The 24646-nt window shown below is 61.1% G+C and carries 20 protein-coding genes; all 20 read left to right on the top strand.

The genetic code is table 11. The features are described 5' to 3' along the window. The first annotated feature begins 13 nt into the window (after positions 1–13). Positions 14–1153, top strand: a complete 1140-nt coding sequence (locus BI364_RS16510; RefSeq protein ID WP_070080171.1) for a Re/Si-specific NAD(P)(+) transhydrogenase subunit alpha — start codon at positions 14–16, stop codon at positions 1151–1153. Beyond that, complete coding sequence (locus BI364_RS16505) at positions 1150–1443, top strand: NAD(P) transhydrogenase subunit alpha (RefSeq protein WP_070079666.1); 294 nt, start codon at positions 1150–1152, stop codon at positions 1441–1443. The genes BI364_RS16510 and BI364_RS16505 overlap by 4 nt, the downstream gene beginning before the upstream one ends. After that, positions 1443–2825: an NAD(P)(+) transhydrogenase (Re/Si-specific) subunit beta gene (locus BI364_RS16500; RefSeq protein WP_070079665.1), complete on the top strand. Its 1383-nt coding sequence runs from the start codon at positions 1443–1445 to the stop codon at positions 2823–2825. Before BI364_RS16505 ends, BI364_RS16500 begins: the two co-directional genes overlap by 1 nt. Before the next feature lie 448 nt (positions 2826–3273). Further along, positions 3274–5493: a primosomal protein N' gene (locus tag BI364_RS16495; RefSeq protein WP_070079664.1), complete on the top strand. Its 2220-nt coding sequence runs from the start codon at positions 3274–3276 to the stop codon at positions 5491–5493. 80 nt (positions 5494–5573) lie between these two features. Then, entirely contained in the window at positions 5574–7334 is a 1761-nt protein-coding gene (gene argS, locus BI364_RS16490) for an arginine--tRNA ligase (protein WP_070079663.1), read from the top strand. A 6-nt stretch (positions 7335–7340) separates the two neighbouring features. Further along, positions 7341–7973: an SPOR domain-containing protein gene (locus BI364_RS16485; RefSeq protein WP_070079662.1), complete on the top strand. Its 633-nt coding sequence runs from the start codon at positions 7341–7343 to the stop codon at positions 7971–7973. Between the two features lie 212 nt (positions 7974–8185). Next, complete coding sequence (gene ltaE / locus BI364_RS16480) at positions 8186–9247, top strand: low-specificity L-threonine aldolase (RefSeq protein WP_070079661.1); 1062 nt, start codon at positions 8186–8188, stop codon at positions 9245–9247. Then, positions 9244–9723, top strand: coding sequence for a GNAT family N-acetyltransferase (locus tag BI364_RS16475; RefSeq protein WP_070079660.1), 480 nt, complete (start codon positions 9244–9246; stop codon positions 9721–9723). The genes ltaE and BI364_RS16475 overlap by 4 nt, the downstream gene beginning before the upstream one ends. A gap of 154 nt (positions 9724–9877) precedes the next feature. Further along, the gene (locus tag BI364_RS16470; RefSeq protein WP_197495763.1) at positions 9878–10117 is read left to right on the top strand and encodes a cupin domain-containing protein; all 240 of its coding nucleotides are present in this window, start codon (positions 9878–9880) and stop codon (positions 10115–10117) included. A 97-nt stretch (positions 10118–10214) separates the two neighbouring features. Then, positions 10215–10820 (top strand): DNA-3-methyladenine glycosylase I, encoded by a 606-nt coding sequence (locus BI364_RS16465; RefSeq protein WP_070079659.1) that lies wholly within the window; start codon positions 10215–10217, stop codon positions 10818–10820. Between the two features lie 132 nt (positions 10821–10952). Continuing rightward, complete coding sequence (gene hrpA, locus BI364_RS16460; RefSeq protein WP_070079658.1) at positions 10953–14840, top strand: ATP-dependent RNA helicase HrpA; 3888 nt, start codon at positions 10953–10955, stop codon at positions 14838–14840. A 90-nt stretch (positions 14841–14930) separates the two neighbouring features. Beyond that, complete coding sequence (locus BI364_RS16455; protein WP_070079657.1) at positions 14931–15674, top strand: TIR domain-containing protein; 744 nt, start codon at positions 14931–14933, stop codon at positions 15672–15674. A gap of 401 nt (positions 15675–16075) precedes the next feature. Next, positions 16076–16249 carry a hypothetical protein gene (locus BI364_RS18140; protein WP_156782815.1) on the top strand — a complete coding sequence of 58 codons (174 nt, stop codon included), beginning with the start codon at positions 16076–16078 and terminating at the stop codon, positions 16247–16249. A 115-nt stretch (positions 16250–16364) separates the two neighbouring features. Then, the gene (locus BI364_RS16450; protein ID WP_083251489.1) at positions 16365–17147 is read left to right on the top strand and encodes a DUF4197 domain-containing protein; all 783 of its coding nucleotides are present in this window, start codon (positions 16365–16367) and stop codon (positions 17145–17147) included. Between the two features lie 183 nt (positions 17148–17330). After that, complete coding sequence (locus tag BI364_RS18135; RefSeq protein ID WP_156782814.1) at positions 17331–17576, top strand: hypothetical protein; 246 nt, start codon at positions 17331–17333, stop codon at positions 17574–17576. Positions 17577–17938: 362 nt separating this feature from the next. After that, on the top strand, positions 17939–18115 hold the full coding sequence (locus tag BI364_RS18130) for a hypothetical protein (protein WP_156782715.1): 177 nt from the start codon (positions 17939–17941) through the stop codon (positions 18113–18115). A 932-nt stretch (positions 18116–19047) separates the two neighbouring features. Beyond that, positions 19048–19278, top strand: a complete 231-nt coding sequence (locus BI364_RS16435) for a hypothetical protein (RefSeq protein ID WP_070079654.1) — start codon at positions 19048–19050, stop codon at positions 19276–19278. Positions 19279–19596: 318 nt separating this feature from the next. Further along, positions 19597–20466, top strand: a complete 870-nt coding sequence (locus BI364_RS16430) for an AraC family transcriptional regulator (protein ID WP_070079653.1) — start codon at positions 19597–19599, stop codon at positions 20464–20466. A 652-nt stretch (positions 20467–21118) separates the two neighbouring features. Then, on the top strand, positions 21119–22633 hold the full coding sequence (locus BI364_RS16425) for a YdgA family protein (RefSeq protein WP_070079652.1): 1515 nt from the start codon (positions 21119–21121) through the stop codon (positions 22631–22633). A gap of 1032 nt (positions 22634–23665) precedes the next feature. Beyond that, positions 23666–24583: a DMT family transporter gene (locus BI364_RS16420; RefSeq protein ID WP_070079651.1), complete on the top strand. Its 918-nt coding sequence runs from the start codon at positions 23666–23668 to the stop codon at positions 24581–24583. Positions 24584–24646: the final 63 nt, after the last annotated feature.

The following is a 24646-nucleotide window of genomic DNA, read 5'->3' as shown; positions in this document are numbered from 1 at the left end:
CGGGGGAATGCTGATGCCGATCAAGCTGGCCGTACCGAAGGAGTCCGCCACTGGCGAGCGCCGGGTGGCGCTGGACCCAGCCACGGTCAAACGCCTTGTCGGGTTGGGCGTCGAAGTGCTGGTGCAAAAGGGGGCTGGTGCTCGCGCCTACTTCCCGGACGAGTCCTTTGTCGAGGCGGGTGCTCACATTGTCGGTACGGCGGCCGGTCTGCTCAAGGAGGCCGACGTGCTGCTCAAGGTGCAGGCGCCAACCGAGAAGGAGGTTGCGGGGCTGCGCGAGGGCGCGACGGTGATCGCTACGATCATGGCATATCGTCAGACCGAGGTGATTACGTTGATGCGCGAGCACAAACTGACCTGCTTCGCCATGGAGCTGATTCCCCGCATTTCGCGCGCACAGTCCATGGACGTGCTGTCCTCACAGGCGGCGGTGGCCGGCTACAAGGCCGCGATCATGGGCGCCGATCTTTCCAGCCGCTTTTTTCCGATGCTGACCACGGCTGCAGGCACGATTCGCCCAGCCACGGTGTTGGTGATCGGCGCCGGCGTGGCTGGGCTGCAGGCACTGGCCACGGCGCGACGGCTTGGTGCCATCGTGCAGGGCTACGACGTGCGATCAGCGGCGCGTGAGCAGGTCGAATCGCTGGGCGCCAAATTCATCGAGTTGCCGATCAAGGCCGAGGGCGAGGGTGGCTATGCGCGTGAGCTGACCGACGAGGAAAAGGCGCAGCAGGCGGATGCACTGGCCGCGTACATCGCCAAGGTAGACGTCCTCATCACCACGGCCGCCATCCCTGGTCGGCCCTCGCCGAAGATCGTCAGCCAGGCGATGGCGGAAGGCATGAAGCCGGGTGCGGTGATCATCGATCTGGCCGCCGAGGGCGGTGGCAACTGTGAGCTGACACAGCCCGGCAAGACGATCACGCATGGCGAGGTCATTATCCACGGTCCGCTGAACATTCCCAGCCAGGTGCCGCTGCATGCCAGCGAGATGTACGCCAAGAACCTGTTCGCCTTCCTCCAGCTGATGCTGGCCGAAGGCGAACTCAAGCCGGATTTCGAGGATGAGGTGATCGCCAAGAGCTTGCTGACGCGGGACGGCACGATCACTCATGAGCCCACCCGTGCGTTGGTGGAGGGAGCATCGCAATGATTGAGGGATTCGTCGCGCTCTATATTTTCATGCTTGCGGCCTTCACCGGCTACGAGGTGATCTCCAAGGTGCCTGTGATCCTGCACACGCCGCTGATGTCGGGCTCCAATTTCATTCACGGCATCGTGCTGGTCGGCGCCATGGTGGCGTTGGGGCATGCGCATACCGGGCTGGAGCAACTGGTCGGTTTCGTCGGCGTCCTGCTGGCCGCGGGCAACGTGGTTGGTGGCTTCATCGTGACCGAGCGTATGCTCGACATGTTCAAGGCCAGCGGCAAGGGAGGCAAGTGATGAACTTCGTGATCCAGGCCGCCTATTTCGTCGCGGCCATCCTGTTCATCGTGGGGCTCAAACAGATGAGCTCGCCGGTCGGTGCCCGGCGCGGCATCCTGTGGGCCGGCGCCGGCATGCTGGTGGCGGTGCTGGTGACCTTCTTCTCGCCGGATATCCATGGTGTCGGCAACTATCTTCTGATGTTCCTCGCCATCGGCATCGGCGGCGGGTTGGCGTGGTGGTCGGGCAAGCGCGTGGCGATGACCGACATGCCGCAGATGATCGCGCTCTACAATGGTATGGGTGGCGGTGCGGCGGCGGCGATCGCGGCGGTCGAGCTGATTCGCTACGAGCCGATGAGTGCGGACGTACAGGCCATCGCGGTGGTCGGCGCGTTGATCGGTACGATGGCCTTCTCCGGCTCGCTGATCGCCTTCGCAAAACTGCAGGGCTTGCTCAAAGGCACGGTGCGCTACCCGCAGCAGCAGATGGTCAACCTCGCCGTATTCGGTATCACCGTGCTGTTCGGTGCGATCATCGCGCTTTCAGGCACCGATTACGCAGGTATATTGTTGTTCCTGTTCTTCGCGCTGGCGCTCGCCTTTGGTGTGCTGATGACCTTGCCCATCGGTGGCGCGGACATGCCGGTGGTGATCTCGCTCTACAACGCCCTTACCGGGCTTGCCGTCGGTTTCGAGGGCTTCGTGCTCGGTAACCCCGCGATGATGATCGCGGGCATCGTGGTCGGTGCCGCTGGTTCGCTGCTGACCCAGCTGATGGCCAAGGCGATGAACCGTTCGATCCGCAACGTGCTGTTCAGCAACTTCGGCGGCGGCAGCGCCGGAGCGACGGAGGAATCCGTCGACGGCAGCCTTAAGCCCATCGAGGGCAGCGATGCCGGCATCATGATGGCCTATGCCGACAAGATGATCGTGGTGCCGGGCTACGGCATGGCGGTGGCCCAGGCGCAGCACAAAATCTGGGAACTGTGCGAGCTGCTCATGGAGCGCGGGGTAAAGGTCAAGTTTGCGATTCACCCGGTGGCCGGGCGTATGCCAGGGCATATGAACGTGCTGCTGGCCGAGGCCGGTGTACCCTATGACCTGATCTACGACCTCGATGAAATCAACAACGAGTTCGCCACCGCCGATGTCGCATTGGTGATCGGTGCGAACGACGTGGTCAATCCGGTCGCACGAACCAATCCGGATAGCCCGATTTACGGCATGCCGATCCTCAACGCGGACAAGGCGAAGAACGTCGTCGTCATCAAGCGCGGGCAGGGTGCCGGTTTCTCGGGTATCGAGAACGCCCTGTTCTATGCCGACAATACGCGCATGCTCTACGGCGATGGTCAGAAGGCCGTCAGCGAACTCATCCAGGCGGTCAAGACCCTCTAGCCGCCACGTGTCGCCCACCCCGTGTGTTCGCACGGGTGTGGGACGGTCCTTGCGATTTTGAACATCCGCTGGTGCGCGAATGTCGTACCGGGGCGAGGTTCCTTGTGCCAATTCGCCTGTCCAATCAATGCCTCCCGTGCGCTCCTGTGCCCATCCCAATATGCACCTTATGCACACGCTACGGGCGGCCGTTCCGAGAGGCGCCGAATATGTCAAGCGATAGATGGCGGGTTAGAGGTGTAATTTTAACTTATTGTTTTATATATAAAAAAATGGCTGTTCAAGATTTGCTCAGATTAACAGAAGTGTAGCAATGGCGCGGGATGGGGAATGATTTCATCAAGCTGTCCACAGAGTTATCCACAGGAACTGTGGATATCAGTAAATCTCTCGGCAGGACCGCAGCTTAGGTATTCTTGTGACAATGAACATTAAGTTGGTGACGTAAGTGACGACGAGTCTCCCCAAGGTCATCCGCGTCGCCGTGCCCCTCCCCCTGCGCGAGGCCTTCGACTATCTGCCGCCTCCTGGAATGGATGCGGCAGCGGTGCCGATCGGCGCGCGCGTGACCGTGCGTGTGGGGCGTCAGCGGTTGGTTGGGTTGGTGTGCGAGGCGGGGGTTGCATCGCGCGTCGACGCGGCGCGTTTGCGACCGGCGCAGGCATGCCTGGACGAGGTTCCGCTAGTCGACGCGTATACCCTGGCACTGATCCGCTTCGCCGCCGACTACTATCACCACCCCATTGGGGAGGTGGTGATGAACGCGTTACCGGGCTTGCTGCGCGAGGGGGTCGGCGTGGATGCCGCGGGGATTGAGGTCTGGCGGCTCGCGCCAGCCGTCGATGCGAGCCATGCGAGCGTGACACGTGCGGCGCGTCAGCGTGCATTGCTGGATTATTTCACGACACTCGGCGCGGATCGTGCGCATGGCCCGGAGGCCCTCGCCGGTTTCGGTGACGGTTGGCGCGCACCGTTGCGGCAACTGATGGACAAGGGTTTGGTGTTGCGCGAGCGCCGTCCCTGCTTGGCTGCTTCGCCTGGTGGCGACGCATGGCCGACGCTCAATCCGGCGCAGGCCGAGGCGGTGGCCGGCATCTGGCCGGCCGAGGCGACACCGGTATTTGCCGCACACCTGCTGGAGGGCGTGACGGGTAGCGGCAAGACTGAGGTTTATCTGCACCTCATCGAGCGCGCGCTTGCGGCCGGGCGCCAGGCGCTGGTGCTGGTGCCCGAGATCGGCCTGACGCCACAGTTGCTCGCGCGTTTTCGCAGTCGTTTTGCGGTGCCCATTGCCGCGCTGCATTCCGGCCTGGGCGATGCTGAACGGCGCTGTGCCTGGCTGACGGCGGCGGCCGGCGAGGCGCCCATCGTGATCGGTACGCGTTCGGCGGTGTTCACGCCGCTGCCGCGCCTTGGCCTGATCGTGGTCGACGAGGAGCACGACGGCTCCTTCAAGCAACAGGAAAATCTGCGCTACCACGCCCGCGATCTGGCGATTTGGCGCGCACGGGCACAGGGCGCTTGCGTCGTGCTCGGCAGCGCCACGCCGTCGCTGGAGACGCTGCATCACGCACGGGCGGGGCGCTACGGGCATCATCGTCTGCGTCGCCGTGCGGGCATGGCGAAGCCGCCCGCCCTGCGCCTGCTGGACATCCGCCACAAGCGGCTCGATGCAGGCCTGTCCGGGCCGATGCTGGCGGCTGTCGGCGAACGGATCAAGGCTGGCGAGCAGGTGTTGCTGTTCCTCAACCGTCGCGGTTATGCGCCGGTCCTGATCTGTCAGGGTTGTGGATGGTTGGCGCGCTGCCCGCGCTGCGACGTACCGATGACCTATCACGCCCAGGCGCGCCGTTTGCGTTGCCACCACTGCGAATACGAAACCCCGCTCCCGGCGGCCTGTCCCGAGTGCAAACAGGTCGATCCGGTGCCGCTCGGTCAGGGCACGGAGCGCCTGGAGTCGATCCTTGCCGCGCGCTTTCCCGAGGTCGGCATCCTGCGCATCGACCGCGATACCACGCGCCGGCGCGGGGCGCTGGCCGAACGTTTGGAAGCGGTCCACAGCGGCGACTACCCGCTGCTGATCGGCACGCAGATGCTGACCAAAGGACATCACTTCCCGTCGGTGACTCTGGTTGGTGTGATCGATGCGGATCAAGGGCTGTACAGCGTCGATTACCGCGCCCACGAGCGCCTCGCCCAGCTCCTGGTTCAGGTCGCCGGGCGCGCCGGGCGCGAAGAGCAGCCGGGCGAGGTGTTGATCCAGACCTGCCAACCGGAACACCCACTCCTGATCACGCTGCTGCGCGACGGTTATCCTGCCGCCGCCGAGGTGATTCTTGGCGAGCGCAAGGCAACCGGGATGCCGCCTTACAGTCACCTCGCGCTGTTGCGTGCGGAGGCGCCCGGCGAATCCGTGCCCGACGATTTCCTGAATGCGGTGGCCGGGGCGCTGAGTCCCCTGGCCGGTGGCGAAGTGGACCTGCTCGGGCCGGTGCCCGCGCCGATGCCGCGACGCGCCGGCCGTTACCGCGCGCAGTTACTGCTACGGGCAGCGACGCGCGCGCCCCTGCATCGTTTGCTGCGCGAAGGTTTGCCACGTATCGACGCATTGCCCGAGGCCAGACGGGTCCGCTGGTCGCTGGATGTCGACCCGGTGGATCTGTATTGATGCGCACATCGGAGCTTTCTTCTCGCGTCGGGGGAATTACGTAGAATGACCCCCTTTAATCGCCCTCCGGACACCTCTTTGTGAAAGCCGATATTCAAGTCCTGTTCCAAAGTGCTCTCGACGCCCTCGTGGCGGCCGGCGAATTACCCACCGATATCGCCGTCGCGGTACCCGTTACCCGCACGCGGGACGAGGCCCACGGCGACTTCGCCACCTCCGTCGCAATGCAGCTTGCCAAGCCCGCGCGACGCAAGCCACGGGAGATCGCCGAGGCACTGGTCGCGCATTTGCCGCAGGACCCGCGCATCGAGGCCGTCGAGATCGCCGGCCCCGGCTTCATCAATGTCCGTCTGACCCGCGCGGCGCGCCTGGGCGCAATCGAAGCGGTGCTGGAGCATGGGCCCGATTATGGGCGCAGCATGATCGGCGCAGGTCGTCGTGTGCAGGTTGAATTCGTTTCCGCCAACCCGACCGGGCCGCTGCACGTGGGCCACGGCCGCGGTGCGGCCTACGGCGCAGCGGTGGCCAGCCTGCTCGCCACGGCCGGTTTTGCGGTGCAGCGCGAGTATTACGTTAACGACGCCGGCCGGCAGATGAGCATCCTCGCCGCCAGTGTCTGGCTGCGCTATCTGGAGCGCTGCGGTATCACGTTCGCGTTTCCGGTCAATGGTTACAAGGGCGAATACGTGCGTGAAATCGCCGAGGTGCTGTACACCGAGGAAGGCGATGCCTGGGCAGCCGACGCGCAGGCGGTGTTCGCGGATGTGCCGCCCGACGAACCCGCCGGCGGCGACAAGGAATTGCACATCGATGCGCTGATCGAGCGCGCGCGCGCGCTGCTCGGCGACAACCGCTATCGCTACGTCTTCGAGCTGGGCCTGAACCGCATCCTCGACGACATCCGCGAGGACCTGCGCGAATTCGGTGTCGAGTACGACGTGTGGTATTCCGAACGCACGCTGGCCGAGCGCGGTCTCGTCCACAAGGCCGTCGAGCGTTTGCGCGAAGCCGGTCGCGTCTACGAGCAGGATGGTGCGCTGTGGTTCCGCTCCACCGAATTCGGTGACGAAAAGGACCGTGTGGTACAGCGCGACAACGGCCAGACCACCTATTTCGCCTCCGACATCGCCTACCACATGGACAAGTTCGAGCGCGGCTTCGAGCGCGTGATCAACGTCTGGGGTGCCGATCATCATGGTTACGTGCCACGCGTGAAGGCGGCGCTGCAGGCCATGGGCGAGGACCCTGCACGCCTTGACGTGCTGCTGGTGCAGTTCGCCATTCTCTATCGCGGCGGCGAACGTGTGCAGATGTCCACGCGCTCCGGCTCCTTCGTCACCCTGCGCGAACTGCGCGACGAGGTCGGCAAGGATGCCGCGCGCTTCTTCTACGTCATGCGCGCCGCCTCTCAGCACATGGACTTCGATCTGGATCTGGCCAAGTCACAGTCCTCGGACAATCCGGTCTATTACATCCAGTACGCACACGCCCGTGTGTCCAGCGTGATGCGCCAGCTCGCTGAGAAGGGACTGACGCACGACCCGGTTCATGGCGCAGCCAACGCGCATCGCCTGGAAACCGCGCAGGAGATCGCCCTGGTCAGCCAGCTGGCGCGTTATCCCGAACTGATCGAGGACGCTGCGCTCGCCGCCGAGCCGCACCAGCTCGCCCACTTCCTGCGCGAGCTGGCGCAGGGCTTTCACGCCTGGTACAACGCCGAGCAATTCCTGGTGGACGACGCCGCGCTACGTGATGCCCGTCTCAACCTGGGTCTGGCCATCCAACAGGTTATTCGCAACGGTCTCGGCTTGCTCGGGGTGTCCGCCCCAGAGGCGATGTAGCCCGACATGGCGCAACACGACTACAAATCGCGCAAGCGCAAATCGAGTGGTCGGCCGGCTGCCAAGTCGGGTACGCCCGGCTGGGCCTGGCTGGCGGTCGGGCTTGCCATCGGGCTGTTCGCCGGTTTCCTGTTCTACCTGAGCAAGCGCCCGGCTGCTCCGCACCCCGCCGTTTTCAGCCTGCCGGCGCCGGCCGGGCAGGCGGAAAAACCTGCCGCTAAGCCACCGCCAAAGCCTGCAGTGCCCTCGGCGCCGGAGAAGCCGAAGTTCGACTTTTACACGATGCTGCCCAAGCTGCAGGTCGACGTACCCAAGGCACCGGCTTCGCTCGGCAGGGATCAAGCGCCGAAGGCGGGATCGAGCGCCCCCGCATCACCGACAGTCGTGGAGAAGGTCACCGCGCCCGGTCGTTACATACTGCAGATCGCCTCTTTCGGTACGCAGGGGCAGGCCGATGTGATGAAGGCCAAACTCGCCTTTCAGGGCATCATGGCCTCGGTCAGCCCGGCCAAGGTCAAGGACTACACCTGGTACCGCGTGCAGGTCGGTCCTTATAGCGACGTCGGCAAGCTCAATGCGATGATCGACCAGCTCGCAAAGCAGCACATCAAGCCGCTCGTCATCAAGATGAACGGTTAGGCTTGGCCGCGAGCAGGTAGGGCCTGTTCACGCTATTGGGCCGCAACAGGTAGGACCTGCGTCTCGCGGTGTTGCCGCTCGCTTATGTAGCAGGCTTGCACCACGCTTGTGGCACCTGCCGAGCCACCAAAAGCGGCTCCGGCAGCAGTCGCCCAATAGTGTGAACAGGCCCTAGCCACCACACTCGCCGCCACGCAGGGACCCACGACATCATGACCAATCCGCCGGACTTCACGATCGACCTACGCAGCGACACGTTGACGCAGCCCACCGAGGCCATGCGCGAGGCCATGGCGCGCGCCGAAGTGGGCGACGACGTCTACGGTGAGGACCCCACCGTCAACGCGCTGGAGACGCTCGCCGCCGAGCGCCTGGGCAAGGCCGCGGCGCTGTTCGTGCCTAGCGGCACCCTGGGTAATCTGATCTCGGTGCTCGTCCACTGCGGGCGCGGCGACGAGATGATCCTCGGCGCCGATGCGCACATTTTCTACTACGAACAGGGCGGCGCCGCGGCCTTCGGCGGCGTGCAGCCGCGCACCCTGCCTAACGAAGTGGACGGCACGCTCGACCTCGCACATGTCGAGGCGGCGATCCGTGAGGATAACGATCATTATCCGGTCACGCGCCTGCTCGCCCTGGAGAACACGCACAATCGTTGCGGCGGTCGCGTGCTGGGTATGGACTACATGGATGCGGCGGCGGAACTCGCCCATGCCCGCGGCCTGCGCCTGCACGTCGACGGTGCGCGCATCTGGAATGCCGCCGTGGCGCTCGGCGTCAGCCCCGCGCGGTTGCTGGCAGGCGCCGACAGCGTCAGTGCGTGTCTGAGCAAGGGATTGTCGGCGCCGGTCGGCTCCGTGGTCGCCGGCGACGCGGATTTTGTCCGCCGTGCGAGACGCCTGCGCAAGGCGCTCGGTGGTGGCATGCGTCAGGCCGGCGTGATCGCCGCTGCCGGCATCGTGGCGCTGGAGGAAATGGTCGAGCGCCTGGCCGACGACCACGCCAACGCGCGGCGCCTGGCCGAGGGGCTCGCGGCGCTGGACGGTGTGCGTATTGCCTCGTCGACGGTGCAGACCAATCTCGTGTATTTCGATCTGACCCGTCCCAGTCCTGACGCGGCCGATTTCTGTGCCGCGCTCGAACGCCAGGGCGTGCGCATGGGCGCGACCTCTGCGACCAGTGTTCGCGCCGTCATCCACCGTCACGTGAGCGCCGCCGATGTGGAGCGCGTGTTGGCGATCGTCGCCGAGGCGCTGCGCGCGGCTGCCGCGTGAGCGCCGCTTATAGTGTCGCGCCTGCGACGCCGGCCGACGCGGCTGGGGTTGCGGTGCTCGTCGGCGAGCTGTTGGGCGAGATCGTGCGCGCGACCGGTACCGCAGCGTTCGACTTCGATCTCGCAGAAACGCAGGCGCGTCTCGCCGATTTCTTGGCTGGAGGCCGCTATTTTGTGTTTACGGCGCGCGACGAAGCGGGCGATTTGGCCGGTTTTCTCACCCTCTACGAGGGCTGTGCGCTCTATGCCGGCGGTGTCTTCGGCACCCTGGCGGAGCTGTACGTCAGACCCGAGTGCCGCAGCGGCGGCTTGGGTCGCAGCTTGCTGGCCGAAGCCCGCGCACTCGGTGCGGCGCGCGCTTGGACCCGTCTGGAGGTGACCACGCCGCCGCTGCCGGAGTTTGCGGCAACGCTGGCCTTTTACGAACGCGAGGGCTTCGCCGTCACCGGCGGGCGTAAACTCAAAATGGCATTGTGATTGGGGCCGCAGCGGCCTGGGAGGCGGGGATGATAGTGAAAAAGGTCAATCTGTCCGAGAAACTGGAACGTATCAATGAGCACTGGAGCCCGCACATCGCGGCCACGCTCAACGGCCAGCACGTCAAGCTCGTTAAGCTTCTGGGCGAGTTCGTGTGGCACATCACGACGCGGAGGACGAGCTGTTCCTGGTCGTCAGGGGTAGGCTCATCATGCGCCTGCGTGACCGCGAGATCGAGGTGAACGAAGGTGAATTCGTGGTCGTCCCGCGCGGCGTGGAGCACCAGCCGTACGCCGCCGAGGAGGTTGAGGTGCTGCTGTTCGAACCAGCAGACACGCTGAACACCGGCAACGTGCGCAACGAGCGCACGGTCGACCGTCCGCTATCGATCTGAACGCAGCATTACAAGCCCTGCGGCCCCTCGGAAGGCAACATGGCGAGGCGGTTTTGTTTGGCGGGTTTGAGTCGATTCCACCACTGAGGGGAGCAGCATGAGCGCAACGATCCCGGGTCCTGATGGCCAGCCGCGTTGTCGCTGGTGCGAGGCGGCGCCCGAGTTTTTCGATTACCACGACCGCGAATGGGGCTTCCCGGTGGGCGACGACCGCCGCCTGTTCGAGAAGATCTGCCTCGAAGGATTCCAGTCAGGCCTGAGCTGGCGGACCATCCTCGCCAAGCGCGAAAACTTCCGCGCCGTCTTCCACGGCTTCGATTTCGAGCGGATCGCCAAATATACCGAGCGCGACGTCGAGCGCTTGCTCAGTGATGCCGGCATCATTCGCCACCGTGGCAAGATCGAGGCGACGATTAACAATGCCCGCCGCGCCTGCGAAATGGTCGAGCGCGAGGGTTCACTGGCCGCGTTCTTCTGGCGTCACGAGCCGGACCCGGCCAAGCTGCCGGAGCCGCAGACGGCGTCCACCTCGCCGGAATCCGTGGCTCTGTCGAAGGCGCTGAAGAAACGGGGCTGGAAATTCGTCGGCCCGACCACGGCCTACGCCTTCATGCAGGCCATGGGCTTGATCAACGACCACGTGGCCGGTTGCGTTGTCCGCAAGCAGGTCGAGCGCGCGCGGAAAGGCTTCACGCGGCCATAGGTACGATTGCCGGTTTTGGGGTGAGGTGGCCGGAATTTTGAGCGCCCGTTCACGCGCTGAGAACCGTTGACTGGTCAGTCGCTGCGCTCGCGGGTAGTCTTGGGGGCTTTCCGCAGACCCGAACGATTTCGCGTGCAGGATTCCGAACGCCTCCGGCAACTTGAAGCTCGCCTCGACGAGGTGCGTCCGCGCGAGCGCGTCGAGTTCGCCAAGCGCTTGGCTGGACTGGCGCGCCGCGCGCGTGGCGGGCAGCCGATCGATCGCGGGCTGACAAAATTCGAACCGGAGATCGAGGCAGCCTGCGAGCGGGTGGCGGTACGGCGGGCCGCATTGCCGACGCCGGCGTATCCCGCCGAACTGCCGGTGGTTGCGCGGCGCGAGGATATCGCCCGCGCCATCACGGAACATCAGGTGGTGATTATCTGCGGGGACACCGGCTCGGGCAAGACCACACAGCTGCCCAAGATCTGCCTGGAGCTGGGACGTGGTGCCGCCGGTTTGATCGGGCATACCCAGCCGCGACGCATCGCCGCGCGCAGCGTGGCCATGCGCATCGCCGAGGAGTTGAAGACCGAAATCGGGCGCGGCGTCGGATTTAAGGTGCGCTTCTCGGACCACGTAGGCCCCGAGAGCTACCTCAAGCTGATGACCGACGGCATGCTGCTCGCCGAAATGCAGCAAGATCGCTTGCTCACCCAGTACGACACGCTGATCATCGACGAGGCCCACGAGCGCAGCCTCAACATCGACTTCCTGCTCGGCTACCTCAAGCGCGTGCTGCCGCAGCGCCCCGATCTCAAGCTGATCATCACCTCGGCCACCATCGACCCGGAACGGTTCTCGCGTCATTTCGGCGATGCGCCCATCCTCATGGTCGAGGGCCGCACCTACCCGGTGGAGGTACGTTACCGCCCGCTGGTTCGGCTTGAGGACGACGACGAGGATCGAGACCAGACCCAGGGGATCGTCGAGGCCTGCGCCGAGCTGGCGCGCGAGGGTGCCGGCGACATCCTGGTGTTCCTGCCCGGCGAGCGCGAGATCCGTGAGGCCGCCGAGGCGCTGCGCAAACATCATCCGCCGCACACCGATATCGTGCCGTTGTACGCGCGGCTTTCGGCCGCCGAGCAGCACCGCGTGTTCGAGAGCCACGCCGGGCGGCGCATCGTGCTCGCCACCAACGTCGCCGAGACCTCGCTCACCGTACCCGGCATCCGCTACGTGGTCGACACCGGCACCGCGCGCATCTCGCGCTATTCCTGGCGCGCCAAACTGCAGCGCCTGCCCATCGAGTCGATCTCGCAGGCTTCGGCAGACCAGCGCAAGGGCCGTTGCGGGCGCGTCGGGGCGGGTGTGTGCATCCGCCTTTACAGCGAGGAGGACTTCGCCTCCCGCCCGGCCTTTACCGACCCCGAGATTCAGCGCACGAATCTCGCCTCCGTGGTGCTGCAGATGGGCGCGCTCGGATTGGGCGAGGTGGTGGACTTCCCGTTCATCGATCCACCCGACCCGCGTCTGGTCAAGGACGGCTACCAGCTGCTCGAAGAACTGCATGCGGTGGATGCGGACTTGCAGCTTACCGAGTTGGGGCGACGCCTGGCACGGCTACCGCTCGACCCTCGCCTGGGCCGCATGTTGCTCGCCGCCGAGCGTGAGGGCGCGCTGCGCGAGGCGTTGGTGATCGTCTCCGCGCTGGCCGTGCAGGACCCGCGCGAACGTCCCGCGGATCGCCAGCAGGCTGCCGACGAGGCGCACAAGCGCTTCCACGACGAACGCTCGGATTTCCTCGCCTACCTCAAGCTCTGGGAGCACTACCACGAGCAGGCGCGGCATCTCTCCAAGTCGCAGTTGCGCAAGCTCTGCCAGCGCGAATTCCTGTCGTGGATGCGCGTGCGCGAGTGGATCGAGACTTGGCGCCAGCTCCACGGTCAGCTCACGGAGATGGGTTTTCGCGAGAACGAAAAGCCGGCCGAGTACGACGCGATCCATCGCGCGTTGCTCACCGGCCTGCTCTCGCACATCGGCTTCAAGTCCGAGGACGACCGTGATAAACACGCCTACCTCGGCACCCGCAACCGCAAATTCCACATCTTCCCCGGCTCCGGGTTGCACAAGCGCGGCCCCAAGTGGCTGATGGCCGCAGAGATCGCCGAAACCGCGCGCACCTATGCTCGCACCGGCGCCAGCATCAAGCCGGAGTGGATCGAGCAGCTCGGCGCGCATCTCATCAATCACCATATCTTCGAGCCGCATTGGGAGCAGCGCCCGGCGCGCGTCGGTGCCTTCGACCGGCTCACGCTTTATGGTTTGATCATTCAGCCGCGCAAGCGCGTGGACTACGCGCGCACCCACCCCACCGAGGCGCGTGAACTGTTCATTCGCCATGCGCTGGTCTACGGCGAATTCAGCAGTCGCGGCAGCTTCCTCGCACACAATCGCGCGCTCATCGAGGAAGTCGAGGCATTGGAGGCCAAGGCCCGTCGCCCGGACATTCTGGTCGACGAACACGTCCTGTTCGCGTTCTACGACCGCCTCGTGCCGGCCGATGTGAACAACGGCAAGGCCTTCGAGCGCTGGCGCGAACAGGTCGAGCGAGAGCAGCCTCGGCTGCTTTACGTGACCCGTGAATCGCTGATGCAGCACGGTGCCGACGACATCACTGCCGAGCGTTTTCCCGACCAGCTCGCCGCAGGCTCCGGTCTCGCGCTGCCGCTGCGTTACCGTCTGGAGCCGGGTGGCGAGGACGACGGCGTGACCCTCACCGTGCCGCTGGCCGCCTTCAACCAGATCGACGTGGCGCGCTGCGAGTGGCTGGTGCCCGGTCTGTTGGAGGACAAGCTCGCGGCGCTGATCCGTGGCTTACCCAAGGCGCTGCGCAAGCACTTCGTGCCCGCGCCGGACTTCGCCCGCGCCTGCGCACAGGCACTCGCGTTCGGCGAGGGCGGGCTGACCGGCGCGCTGGCGCACCAGCTCCAGCGCATGACCGGCGTCGAAGTGCCGCCCGAAGCCTGGGATACGGCCGCGCTGCCGGATCATTTGCGCATGCGCTTCGAGGTGATCGACGGCAAGAGCAAGGTACTCGCCGCCGGGCGCGAGCTGTCTACGTTGGCCGATACGCTGGAAGGCCGCGTGCAAAAGACCTTCGAGGCGCTGCCCACGCAAACCCTGGAGCGTGACGAGATCACCACCTGGGACTTCGGCGATCTGCCGGAGACCGTCGACATTGAACAACACGGCCTCACGCTCAAGGGCTACCCGGCGCTGGTGCGCGAGGGCGACAGCGTCGCGTTGCGCGTGCTGGATAGCGCCGCCAGCGCCGGGAATGCGCACCGTGAGGGCTTGATCGGCCTGCTGCGCTTTGTGCTGCGCGAGCAGATCAAATACCTGCACAAGCAACTCCCGCACGCACAGACCCTGTGCCTGCACTTCGCCGCCGTCGGTCGCTGTGAAGCGCTCAAGGACGATCTCATCGACGCCGTGCTGGAAGACCTGTTCCTCGCCGAACCGCTGCCGCGCAGCGAGGCCGAATTCGCCGCGCGCGTCGAGGTCTGGCGTGGCGAATGCATCCCCGCCGCCGCGCAACTCGCCGAGCGAATGAACGACGCGCTTGCCGTTTTCCACCGTATTCGGCAGAGCCTCAAGGGTAATATCCCGCTGAGCTGGATCGAAGCCGTCGCCGATATCAACGACCAGCTCGCCTATCTGGTTTACCCCGGCTTTGCCCGCGCTACGCCGGCTGAGCACCGCCCGCACCTGCCGCGTTACCTCAAGGCCATCGAGCGCCGCCTGGAACGACTTAAGCAGCAGCCCGACAAGGATCGCCGCCTGCGCGTGGAAATCGAACCGCTATGGGCGCGCTGCAAGCAGCACTGGGGCGACGGCCGCAACGTCGGCGAGGCGCTGCGCGACTACCGCTGGCAAATCGAGGAACTGCGCGTGTCGCTGTTTGCGCAGGAGCTGGGCACGCCGCGCCCGGTGTCGGTGGCACGGTTGGAGAAGAGTTGGAGAGAAGTGAGTATGTAACTGTGGGAGCGGACTCACTGTGTGTATTATCTTAAACGATTAGAGGATGATGTTTATGGTTAATTCAATTTTTTGAGGAATTGTTGATTTATGGAATTTCTTAAAGAAAAACTAAATGACTTAATTGAATATGGCTGGCGTGCCAATGATTCCAATGATCTTTGGAATTGGGAGATACGTGTCTGCCAAATATTAAAAACTGGGTTTGATCCGAAGGTTTCGGATGAGTTTGGGTCTTTGTCGGCGGATGTTTATGAATCTTTTGAAGATACTAGGGCGAGACAGATAGGTTTTCTTGAAGGTTTGATCTTGAAAGAATCTTTAGGTCGGCAATCTGATGACGTAAGAGCCAATGACATGCGGCTTCGAGATTTTGAGACTAATTACAAGACTAACAAAGTTTTTATTGTGCATGGTCGTGATTCGGAAGCTAAATCAACCGTTGCTAGGTATCTCAGTCTTATAGGCCTTGATCCTATAATTCTTCACGAACAGCCTAGCGGCGGAAAAACCATCATCGAGAAATTTGAAGTTTATTCGGATGTTGGCTTCGCCGTGATATTGCTTACCCCAGATGATGTTGGTGGGGAAGATGAGAAAAAAATAAATAAACGAGCAAGGCAGAACGTGATTATGGAGTTGGGGTATTTCATGGGGAAATTAGGGCGAAATAGGGTTTGTGCTCTATATAAGGAAGGCGTTGAGATTCCATCTGATTATCAGGGTGTTGTCTACGTAGAATACGATCAACAAGGCGGTTGGAAAGTAAAGCTGGCTCAAGAGCTAAGCCATTGCGGTTACTCGATAAATTTAGAGAAGATGTTGAGCGTCTAGGCTTGTAATCTAAGTTCTGTGCGCGGTCGCGCGCGGTTTCAGGGGTAGGTCTTGTAATCAAGCACAATTGAACTGGACTTTATAAATATGTCGAGACCTCTGCGAATCGAGTCGGCTGGTAGCCTATACCATGTCACCTCGCGAGGTGATCGCCGTGAGGACATTTATCGCGGTGACGGCGATCGTACGGTTTTGTTGGAAGGGCTAGGCGGGGTCTGCGAACGCTTCAATTAGCGCGTGCACGCGTATCGAGTACGGTGACACTGTACTATTTGCACAGTACCGTGCTGCCGGGACATGGCGAATTCATTGCCGACGCCCGAGCCAGGAGATGCTTAGCCTCGTCGTTGAACGCCTCTACCATTATCCCGTCAAGGGGCTTAGTCCCGGCGCTCATCACCATGACCCTCGAAGCCGGCCGCTGCCTGCCGCATGATCGCCGTTTCGCGCTTGCGCGCAGCGATTCGGCTTTCGACCCGACGCATCCGGTTCATCTGCCCGAGACCCATTTCTTCATGCTCATGCGCGACGAGCGCCTGGCCGAGCGGGTCACCCGGTTCGATGCGCGCATGTGACGCCCTGGGCCTGCTCTTGCCGTATGCTGGGTGATACCGCTTAGGTAAAAGACAAGTCTCCAACACCATGGGCCTTAGACGATCTTCGCGCTGACCTACCACTGGGGGGCTGCTCATGCTACTGCGTAACTACTACAGGCCGGTATTGTTCGCGGCTATCGCTGTCTTTGCGCTCATGCCAGCGGCACATGCCGGGTTTCGGGAAGACCTGATGAAGTCGTTCGGCACGCTGCTGAACGGTTCGGGGACATCTTCTTCCAGTGCCTCAACCAAATCCCCCGCCGCCGGTCTGACACAGACCGAAATGTCCCGCGGCATCAAGGAGGCCTTGTCCAAGGGCGTCAACGTGGCGATCGATCAGCTCGGGCGGCGGAACGGATTTCTCGACGACGCGGCGGTGAGGATTCCATTGCCCAGTGGGTTGGATCAGGTGGCAAGCGTGTTGCGCCAATTTCACCAGCAGGAATTGGCTGATAAATTCGTCGCGACTATGAACCATGCGGCCGAGCAGGCGGTGCCGCAGGCGGCGGAGGTCTTTGCCGGGGCCATTCGGCATATGACCCTGCAGGACGTGCGGGGCATTCTGCAAGGCCCCGATGATGCGGCCACCGAGTATTTTCGGCGCACCTCAGGTGCGGAGCTGGCAGCGCGTCTGCGCCCGATCATTGCGCGGGCCACGAACAAGGCGGGTGTGACGCTGGCGTACAAGAAAATGATCGCCGAGGCAGGGCCGATGGCACGGATGTTCGTGGGCGATAGCAATCTGGATGCCTACATCACGAAAAAAACGCTGGATGGCTTGTTTTTGAAAATCGCGGCTGAGGAGAAATCCATCCGTACCCAACCTGCGGCGCGGACGACTGATTTATTGAAGAAAGTGTTTTCCAGCGTGCGATAATTTTGCCATAACTTACGCTTGGGCTCGACGTCGGGGCTTGCCTTTTGCTTCTGGCACAATTCAAGATGTGACCCTGATGCGATCAGTGCCTCTTTGAGGATTGGTGTAAAACAGGATCCGAACTTAACCAGCGCCCATGTTTCAGCTAACAGGGTGCGCTCAAAAATTTTTCTGGAAATGCTTATGTCCATAGTCGTTCTTAAACCCACGCCCCTCGCCGCAAAACATTTCGCGATTGACCCGCTCGCGCAGAAACCGACGTCGGCGATTCTGAGTGCCGAAGAATATGCCCCTGGAATTCCGGTGGCCGGGCAAAAGATCGTCAGGGGTGGCGTAACGCTGGTCGTGTTGTCCGTCGATACCGAAACCGATGACGTCGGCAACCACTTGCATAGGGCACTGGTGGGCCTGGAAACCGAAGTTCACTGAAGTCATAGCATCCATACGCGGCAAAGCGGGCCAAAACAAACCCGATCTGATGATTTTCATCGGTTCGTCTAAAACCGTTCGGGTGGGCGATGGCTCCCTCCGCTGGTGGCGGCAATGTTTTCTGCCTTACGGTAGGTGGCGGATCACAAGTGGCTGATCGGGCCGGTCGTCAGTCGACGCACCGCGTCGGTGCGTGGCGTAAAAGCTGTGGCCACGTGTTTGAGCTTGTGGTGTCTATACTCCTTGGAGTCCTGTTTCCCTGCGCGGAGTCCGCCAAGGTCGCCAGGACGGCCGAACCCTAGCGATGAGCGAGTCGACCCATCGGCGCGGGTTCGTCATCTACCTGCAAGGAGGGTACGTCGATGTCACTCGTGAGTACGGTAATCGTTCTTCTGACCATCATTGGTCTTGCCATTTGGACGGGTGTTCTGCTTTCAACCGGGCTGACCACCGGTGCGGTAGGTACCGGGACGTTGACCATCGTCATGATCTTTTTCACCTGGGCAGCCTTTGTCGGTGTCCGTAGTGGCCAGGATTGACGGTTAATACGCCATTAAGCTAAACATTTCGGGACCACGCGGGCCTGGTTCAGTTGCCAGGCCCGTAATTGATTTCCGGTGATTGTTTTCGGGATTCGCTAACCATTACAAATTACCCATCGTACTTCGAGACCGCCCAGCATGGCGCGGCGGGTTGCTTGACCCTGCGCGTGAACGGCGGGAGTGCGATCCGCTTGGCACGGCCTGCTGTGAAATGACCATGTTGCGCACGATGGATTCATGAGTGGTCCATACGGCAATGTGGTTTCTACCCGAAAACCGGGCAGACAAGATACGTAGGTGGCGATTGCCTCCTCATGATCCGCGATCGCCACGTGATAGTCATTGTCAGGCGGCCCAATGAATATCTGGATGCCTCCGGCTTGCTTCTGGTCGTAGCGCTGTTGCGCTGGTCTGGCATCTATGAGCAAGTTCCGAAAGTCTCTGCCGAATGGTCCTGTATTCACGTCGTCGCATCGTCGGTTGGCGGCGTACTTCAGCCGAGCGGTCACACGTATTAGAACGTTAATCGGCTAATTCGCCCGGACATAGATGGGGCATGGAGCGCATTCGAGCATTTTGGCCACGGCTGTTATCGGTCTCCCCTGGAAACGGTTTTTACGCGCGCTTCCGCCATGGATATAGAGTGGACCATGCGGTGCGCAATGTGGCTGAACAAGGCGTATACCAGCATGCCTAGCATGGGTATTGATGGAAATTATCGCTTATGCAGGTGTGTGTGATAAATTTCCATCGATCGGGCGGGCGCCAGAAAATAAGCCAATACGATAGTCTGGCGGCGCTTCGTTAAGGGGCAAGGCATTGGCCGGCAACACCCTCTTACGGTGGCCAAGCCTTGAATAAAGTCCTGGTGAGCGACAGATCAATGATATCCATCCCGCCAGGGCAGGGCTCATCTTTTGGAGAAGGTCATGGATGCTAAAACTACGCATCACAACAATATTGCTGCCGGTGTAGAGCGCACCACTGTCGAGGCGGATGCTGGACCGCTACCTACAATCATTATCATCATTCTTGCCGTTGGCGCGATCGGCTATATGGCAAATATTATCGAGCTGGGTGCGCAGAGTCATGTTCCCGCCTGGCTGCGTGCAATGGGTGCCTACCTCCCTCCCTTGGGCGCGCTGCTGGGCCTGATGTAGGCCGTCTACAAACAGCTATGGGTGCGATCTCCTGTCGGGTTTGTACCGGCGGGAGATTTCGTGCGCGTGTGGTGCTGCACATACAGCATGTAGTCGTGATTTTGGGCATTCCCTCCCGCCACCTGTCGTCGTAGATGGCATGAGTTGCTTTCCAGATCCTCGCACAGCTCAAACGAGCGCTTAGCCGAGAAATTTGCGCGCGGTACGCCCGGCGGCGATGCTGTCGACGTTGGCGCGGTATACCCCAATCCAGCAAGCTCGGTCAGGATATAACCGCGTGTAGTGGGCATAGTGGGTACTGGATTGAGGAGGCAGGCAGTGAAAGGAGGTCAAGCGGAAGCTTATGCGCAACGGTTCGATCGGGTATTTGCATACATCGATAAACACCTTGCAGATGAGTTGTCCGTGGAACGATTGAGCCGGGTGGTGAATTTTTCAAAATTTCATTTTCATCGACAGTTTTCGCAGTACGTCGGCATCAGCGTGGTGCGCTACATCCGGTTGATGCGGCTCAGGCGCGCCTCATACCGGCTCGCGTTCGAAGATCACTCGCGGATCATCGATATTGCTATGGAGGCGGGTTTTGAGAATCCCGAGTCATTTTCCCGTGCATTCAAGCATGCCTTCGGCCAAACGCCTTCTCAATTCAGGAAACGCCCGGCCTGGCAACCGTGGCACGAGCACTATCGCCTTCCGAAGAGAGAGAGGAAATGGATTATGGATGTAAAAATCGTGGATTTTCCGCATACGAGAGTAGCCGCCTTGGAGCATCGCGGTGCTCCTGATGGGGTGAACGATACGGCTATACAATTCATCGCATGGCGCAAGGCCAGTGGTCTGTCACCCGTCGCGACCAGCGGAACCTACGGCGTCGCCTATGATGACCCCGCTACGACGCCATCCGAGGCATTTCGCTTCGATATTTGTGGGGCGGTGCCCGAGACGATTCCGGAAGACAATCCCCAGGGCGTGGTGAACAAGACAATACCCGGTGGGCGTTGCGCGGTGGTACGTCACCTCGGTTCGCACCATCGGCTGGGCGAGGCTGCCTATTACCTCTACCGTGACTGGCTACCGGAGAGTGGTGAGGTGTTGCGCGATTTTCCGCTATTTTTCAACTACCAGAATTTGATTCCTGAAACGCCGGAGCATGAGTTGATCACCGATGTTTATCTGCCCTTGAAATAACCGCGCGGTCTTCGCTTCATGGGGTACTGAGCCATGGGTTACCGTGTAAAACGCTGCGTCCGGCCAGGGCGCAGCGAAGTGTGCCTGTGCGTTGTGATGGCCAGTGGGGCGTGGATATCCCAAGCATCGTCTTATAAAGGCCCACGCGCCCGTGGCGTCGCACCATGCGTGAGAATGCGCATAAGGACTCGGCTTTGAAGGCTAGGATGAGGATGGGCCGATAAACTTCGAAGGTGCCAAAATCAGGTTATCCGCAATGGATATCCTTTAGGATCGTCACAATGACGACGGACTGTGCGATGTGGTATCCACCGCCGTTCATGAGTCGGAGGCGCTGGGTTGCTCAGTGGCCTGGTGAGAGGGCCGGTCCTTACGATGGAGGTGCTTGAAAACTGCGGCGGGAGGCAGAACATGTGATGGACGATCAGCGTACGTTCGTGTTCATTTGCCTGATGGTGCCCCTGAGTTCGCGAAATACGGATATCTCCATTTTGGATTTTGCCGGATAAGGCCGTCGTTGTGTTGCCCATCATCTGACAAGGGCCGGCAGGGTTCCCAAGGCCGACGAATGGTTACACAATGTCACCGATAATGGACTGCGGTCGACAGGTCGTGTGCGCTTAGAACAATAAATCCGCAAAGGAGCTCTCCAATGAAAAAGGTCACTCTCTCGCTTGGCGTGCTGGCCGCGCTGCTGGCCGCCGTGGCGGGGCTCGGCCCGCTTTACACAAGCCAGATCGCCAATCGCGAGATCGCCTCCGCGGTAACCGCAATCAATCAGCAAGGTTTGTTCGAGGCACGCTACGTGGCCGGTACGCACGGCTGGTTTTCGCAAAGCGATACGCTGACCCTGAAGCCGGTCGAGCGTCGCTGGCCCGATACGCAGAGGCGTCTTCGTCAGGCCATCGTCCTGCATCTGCACATCGCTTACGGGCCGCTCCCCTTTGCCGCCTGGGCACGCGACGGCGTGAGCCTGATGCCGGTGGGGGCGGTCATCGACACGCGCGTCGAAGGGCTGGACCGGATACTGAGCCGGGCCGATAGCGGCTATCGTCTGCATGACGTGGTGACGCTTGGCGCCAGTAATACGTTCACACTGCAGGTGGATGCAGGCCATATGACCAACCGCAACGGTTTGCAGATGCGCTGGTCCCAGTCCAATCTCGTGCTGATGCAGAGCGGTCAGCGTCTGCATGGGCATGGTCGTAGCGGGACGCTGACGGTCGATGATACAGGGCCGTTACGCACCCATCTGCAGATTGATCCGATAACGCTCGATATTGACCATCTGCACATCGTCGACGGTCAGGCTATTGGCAAAATGGCATTGTCATGGGGCGGATTTGATGCGCGCAATTTCCCCAACAAATCACGTCCGCCGCAAGATGTACGGCTCGGTGAACTGCGCATGTCAGTGGATTCGCATCTGTCCGGCGGTATCGCCGCTGGGCAGGGGACGATGTCGCTGTCCAAGCTGGTCGTGCGTCAGCATGGCGATACGGGAACGCCGCAGTTCGCTCTGAATGGGGTGGAAATCAGTAGTTCGACGACGGACCCCAAAGACGGCTACGCGGATTCGAGCATGAGTTGGAACCTGAAGCAGTTCGACATGAACGGCGATCAGTACAGCCCAGCTGGGTTAACGGTGGAAATGAACCATCTGTACGTGCCTGCCTTGATCGACACGATGCGGACGCTGCGCGAGGCGGAGCACAGGCTGCAGCCGCAAGGCGGTGAGCCGCCCAAGCAGGCGATGCAGCGTTTGTTCGGTCTGCTCATACCCTCGGCGCAGGTATTGCTGGCGCACGAACCGGTGTTGCGACTCAGCGGACTGCGTCTCGGGACGCCGCAGGGTATTTTGACGGGCCAGGGCGAGGCGAGGCTGGAACCGGCTAACGGCGCTACGCCATCCGTGACCACGTTGCCACAAGATCTAGTGGCAAGTCTGAAACTGAGCGCGCCGCCTTCGCTGGCGCGCCATCTCGCCACCCTCTTCCTGGCCCGTCAGGGTGTGCCGGTGTATCAGCTTGCCCAGGCCTCTCAGCGTTATCTGGATAACTTGCGCAACCAGGGGTTTTTGAGCATGAGAGAAGGAAATTATGCACTCGACCTCGGCTATGGGCACGGCAGCTTGACGTTCAACGGTAAGGAGATCGGGGTGCGCTGAGTGTGCGTCGCCCCACACGGCTTTCTTGTGTGTCGGTGCGACGTTTCCGGCCGCCTGGCACAGGTAGGTACGGTCTTCTTTCTTTGGCAAATAAGGTGCCATGCATGCGATGGACCCCGTATTTTTGACATATATATTCCGCGCCGAGGCATAGCGCCAGCCGCGTCTCGGCGCGGATCGATCGAGTATCATAAATAGCGCGCCCAGAAAGGGATGTGCATGAGATTCGATAAATATTGCCTGCCGCTGCTTGTGGCAAGATCAATTAGGTCTGGATCGAGATTGGGTTATATCGGTTTCGGTAATCAAGTCGATGGTGATCGATTTTTGATGGGATATTTTACGGAGAATGATTTTATCTTTTGCCCAGTGATTCCTGCGGTGTTAGGTATCTGTGAATTGTCTGTTAGAAAATTTCATGGGGAGTTCACGAATAATCACATCAGGCATGCATGCGTTCAAAAACGGCAGCGTAAAATAGGGTGGCGTTCGATGCAGGACCGAGTGGTTTGCCGGGTGCTCCCGATCGTTCCGCAGTAAATGTCACATGCGGGGATCGTCCTGCGGCTGGCCGGCGGGAGCTCGGTGTGGATGCCAGCGTTGTAGCCATGTTTGTCCCGGCCGGCCGGGTCTATTAGCTAAAATCCATCCAGCGATGGGAGGCACGCCATATAATGCCCAGCGTTTCGTTCGGTTAGCACCAGACCGTGAGACTGAAACGCGGCTGGCACAAAGCCCAGGTGTTGACCGAGCATGCGACGGCTACTGCGCCATGATGTCGGGAACGGCATTGGGCTGGATGGCCGCGTATGACGCTCATGTGATGGCGAAGCATTGAATTGTCGGAAGTGGCAGTTGCGGTCTGCTTGATTGGGCGGCGCCAATGATCGAGGAGTCTATGGTGCCGGTGTGTGTTTGTGGCGCTGATAACAATGCGAATGCATCATCTTGAATATAAAAGACAAGAAACAGGATGAAGCCATTATGCCGAGTTGTCAGAATCCGTGACTCCTCTATAGGCGATCAATATCGATGAATATCAAAAGTTTTTCGCGTCTATTACTGCTGGCCTCGTTGTGGGGAGGCAGTTTTCTCTTCATGCGCATTTCTGCACCTGTTCTGGGCGCTATCCCGACAGCCTTTGGACGCGTAGCCTTCGGTGCGCTAGGTTTGCTTGCCATACTCCTTGTGATGGGTGTGCGCTTGTCATTTGAGGGGCGATCCAAGGCAGTCCTCGGAATCGGTATCATCACATCGGGAGTGCCGTTTCTGATGTATTCACTGGCAGCGATGGTGCTTCCAGCGGGATATAGTTCAATATTAAATGCGACAACGCCATTGATGGGGGTGGTCATCGGTGGTTCTTTTTTCGGCGAGCAAATTACGTTGAAAAAACTAATGGGTGTTGCCATTGGCTTGAGTGGGGTGTTCGTCCTGACGGAAACTGGCCCTGTCGCAATGAATGTCGCAACGATTCTGGCTGTGATGGCATGTCTTACCGCCACGCTGTGTTATGGCTTTGCGAGTTATCTGACCAAGCGTCTGATCACCGATCACACACGCATCGACAACCGGGTTTTGGCATTCGGCAGTCAGTTGGGCGCAGTATTCACGCTCGCACCGTTCATGGTATGGCAGACATACAACAAACCTATTGCCTGGGCACACATCGGCATTGAGGTCTGGTTATCCATGCTAGCACTGGGCCTATTGTGCACATCCTTCGCGTACATATTGTTTTTCCGTCTTATTGCTGAGATCGGTGCATTAAAAACTTTGACCGTCACCTTTCTGATTCCTTTATTCGGTGTATTCTGGGGCTGGTTGTTGCTTGGAGAGCGGCTGTCTGTTGGCTACGCGCTGGGTGGAGGTATGATCGGCGTGGCGCTTTGGCTGGTCCTGCGACCGACATCGAGGCCGCCGCACCCACTGGCGCCGCGAACGGATTGAGTCCTTGGCTTTTGTGCCCCAACAGGCGATGTCGAGACGATACACATATTACCTACGTCGATA

Source organism: Acidihalobacter yilgarnensis (assembly GCF_001753245.1).
GTDB lineage: Bacteria > Pseudomonadota > Gammaproteobacteria > DSM-5130 > Acidihalobacteraceae > Acidihalobacter > Acidihalobacter yilgarnensis.
The sequence above is the reverse complement of the archived record's forward strand: the minus strand, read 5'-3'. Positions and strand labels throughout refer to the sequence as shown.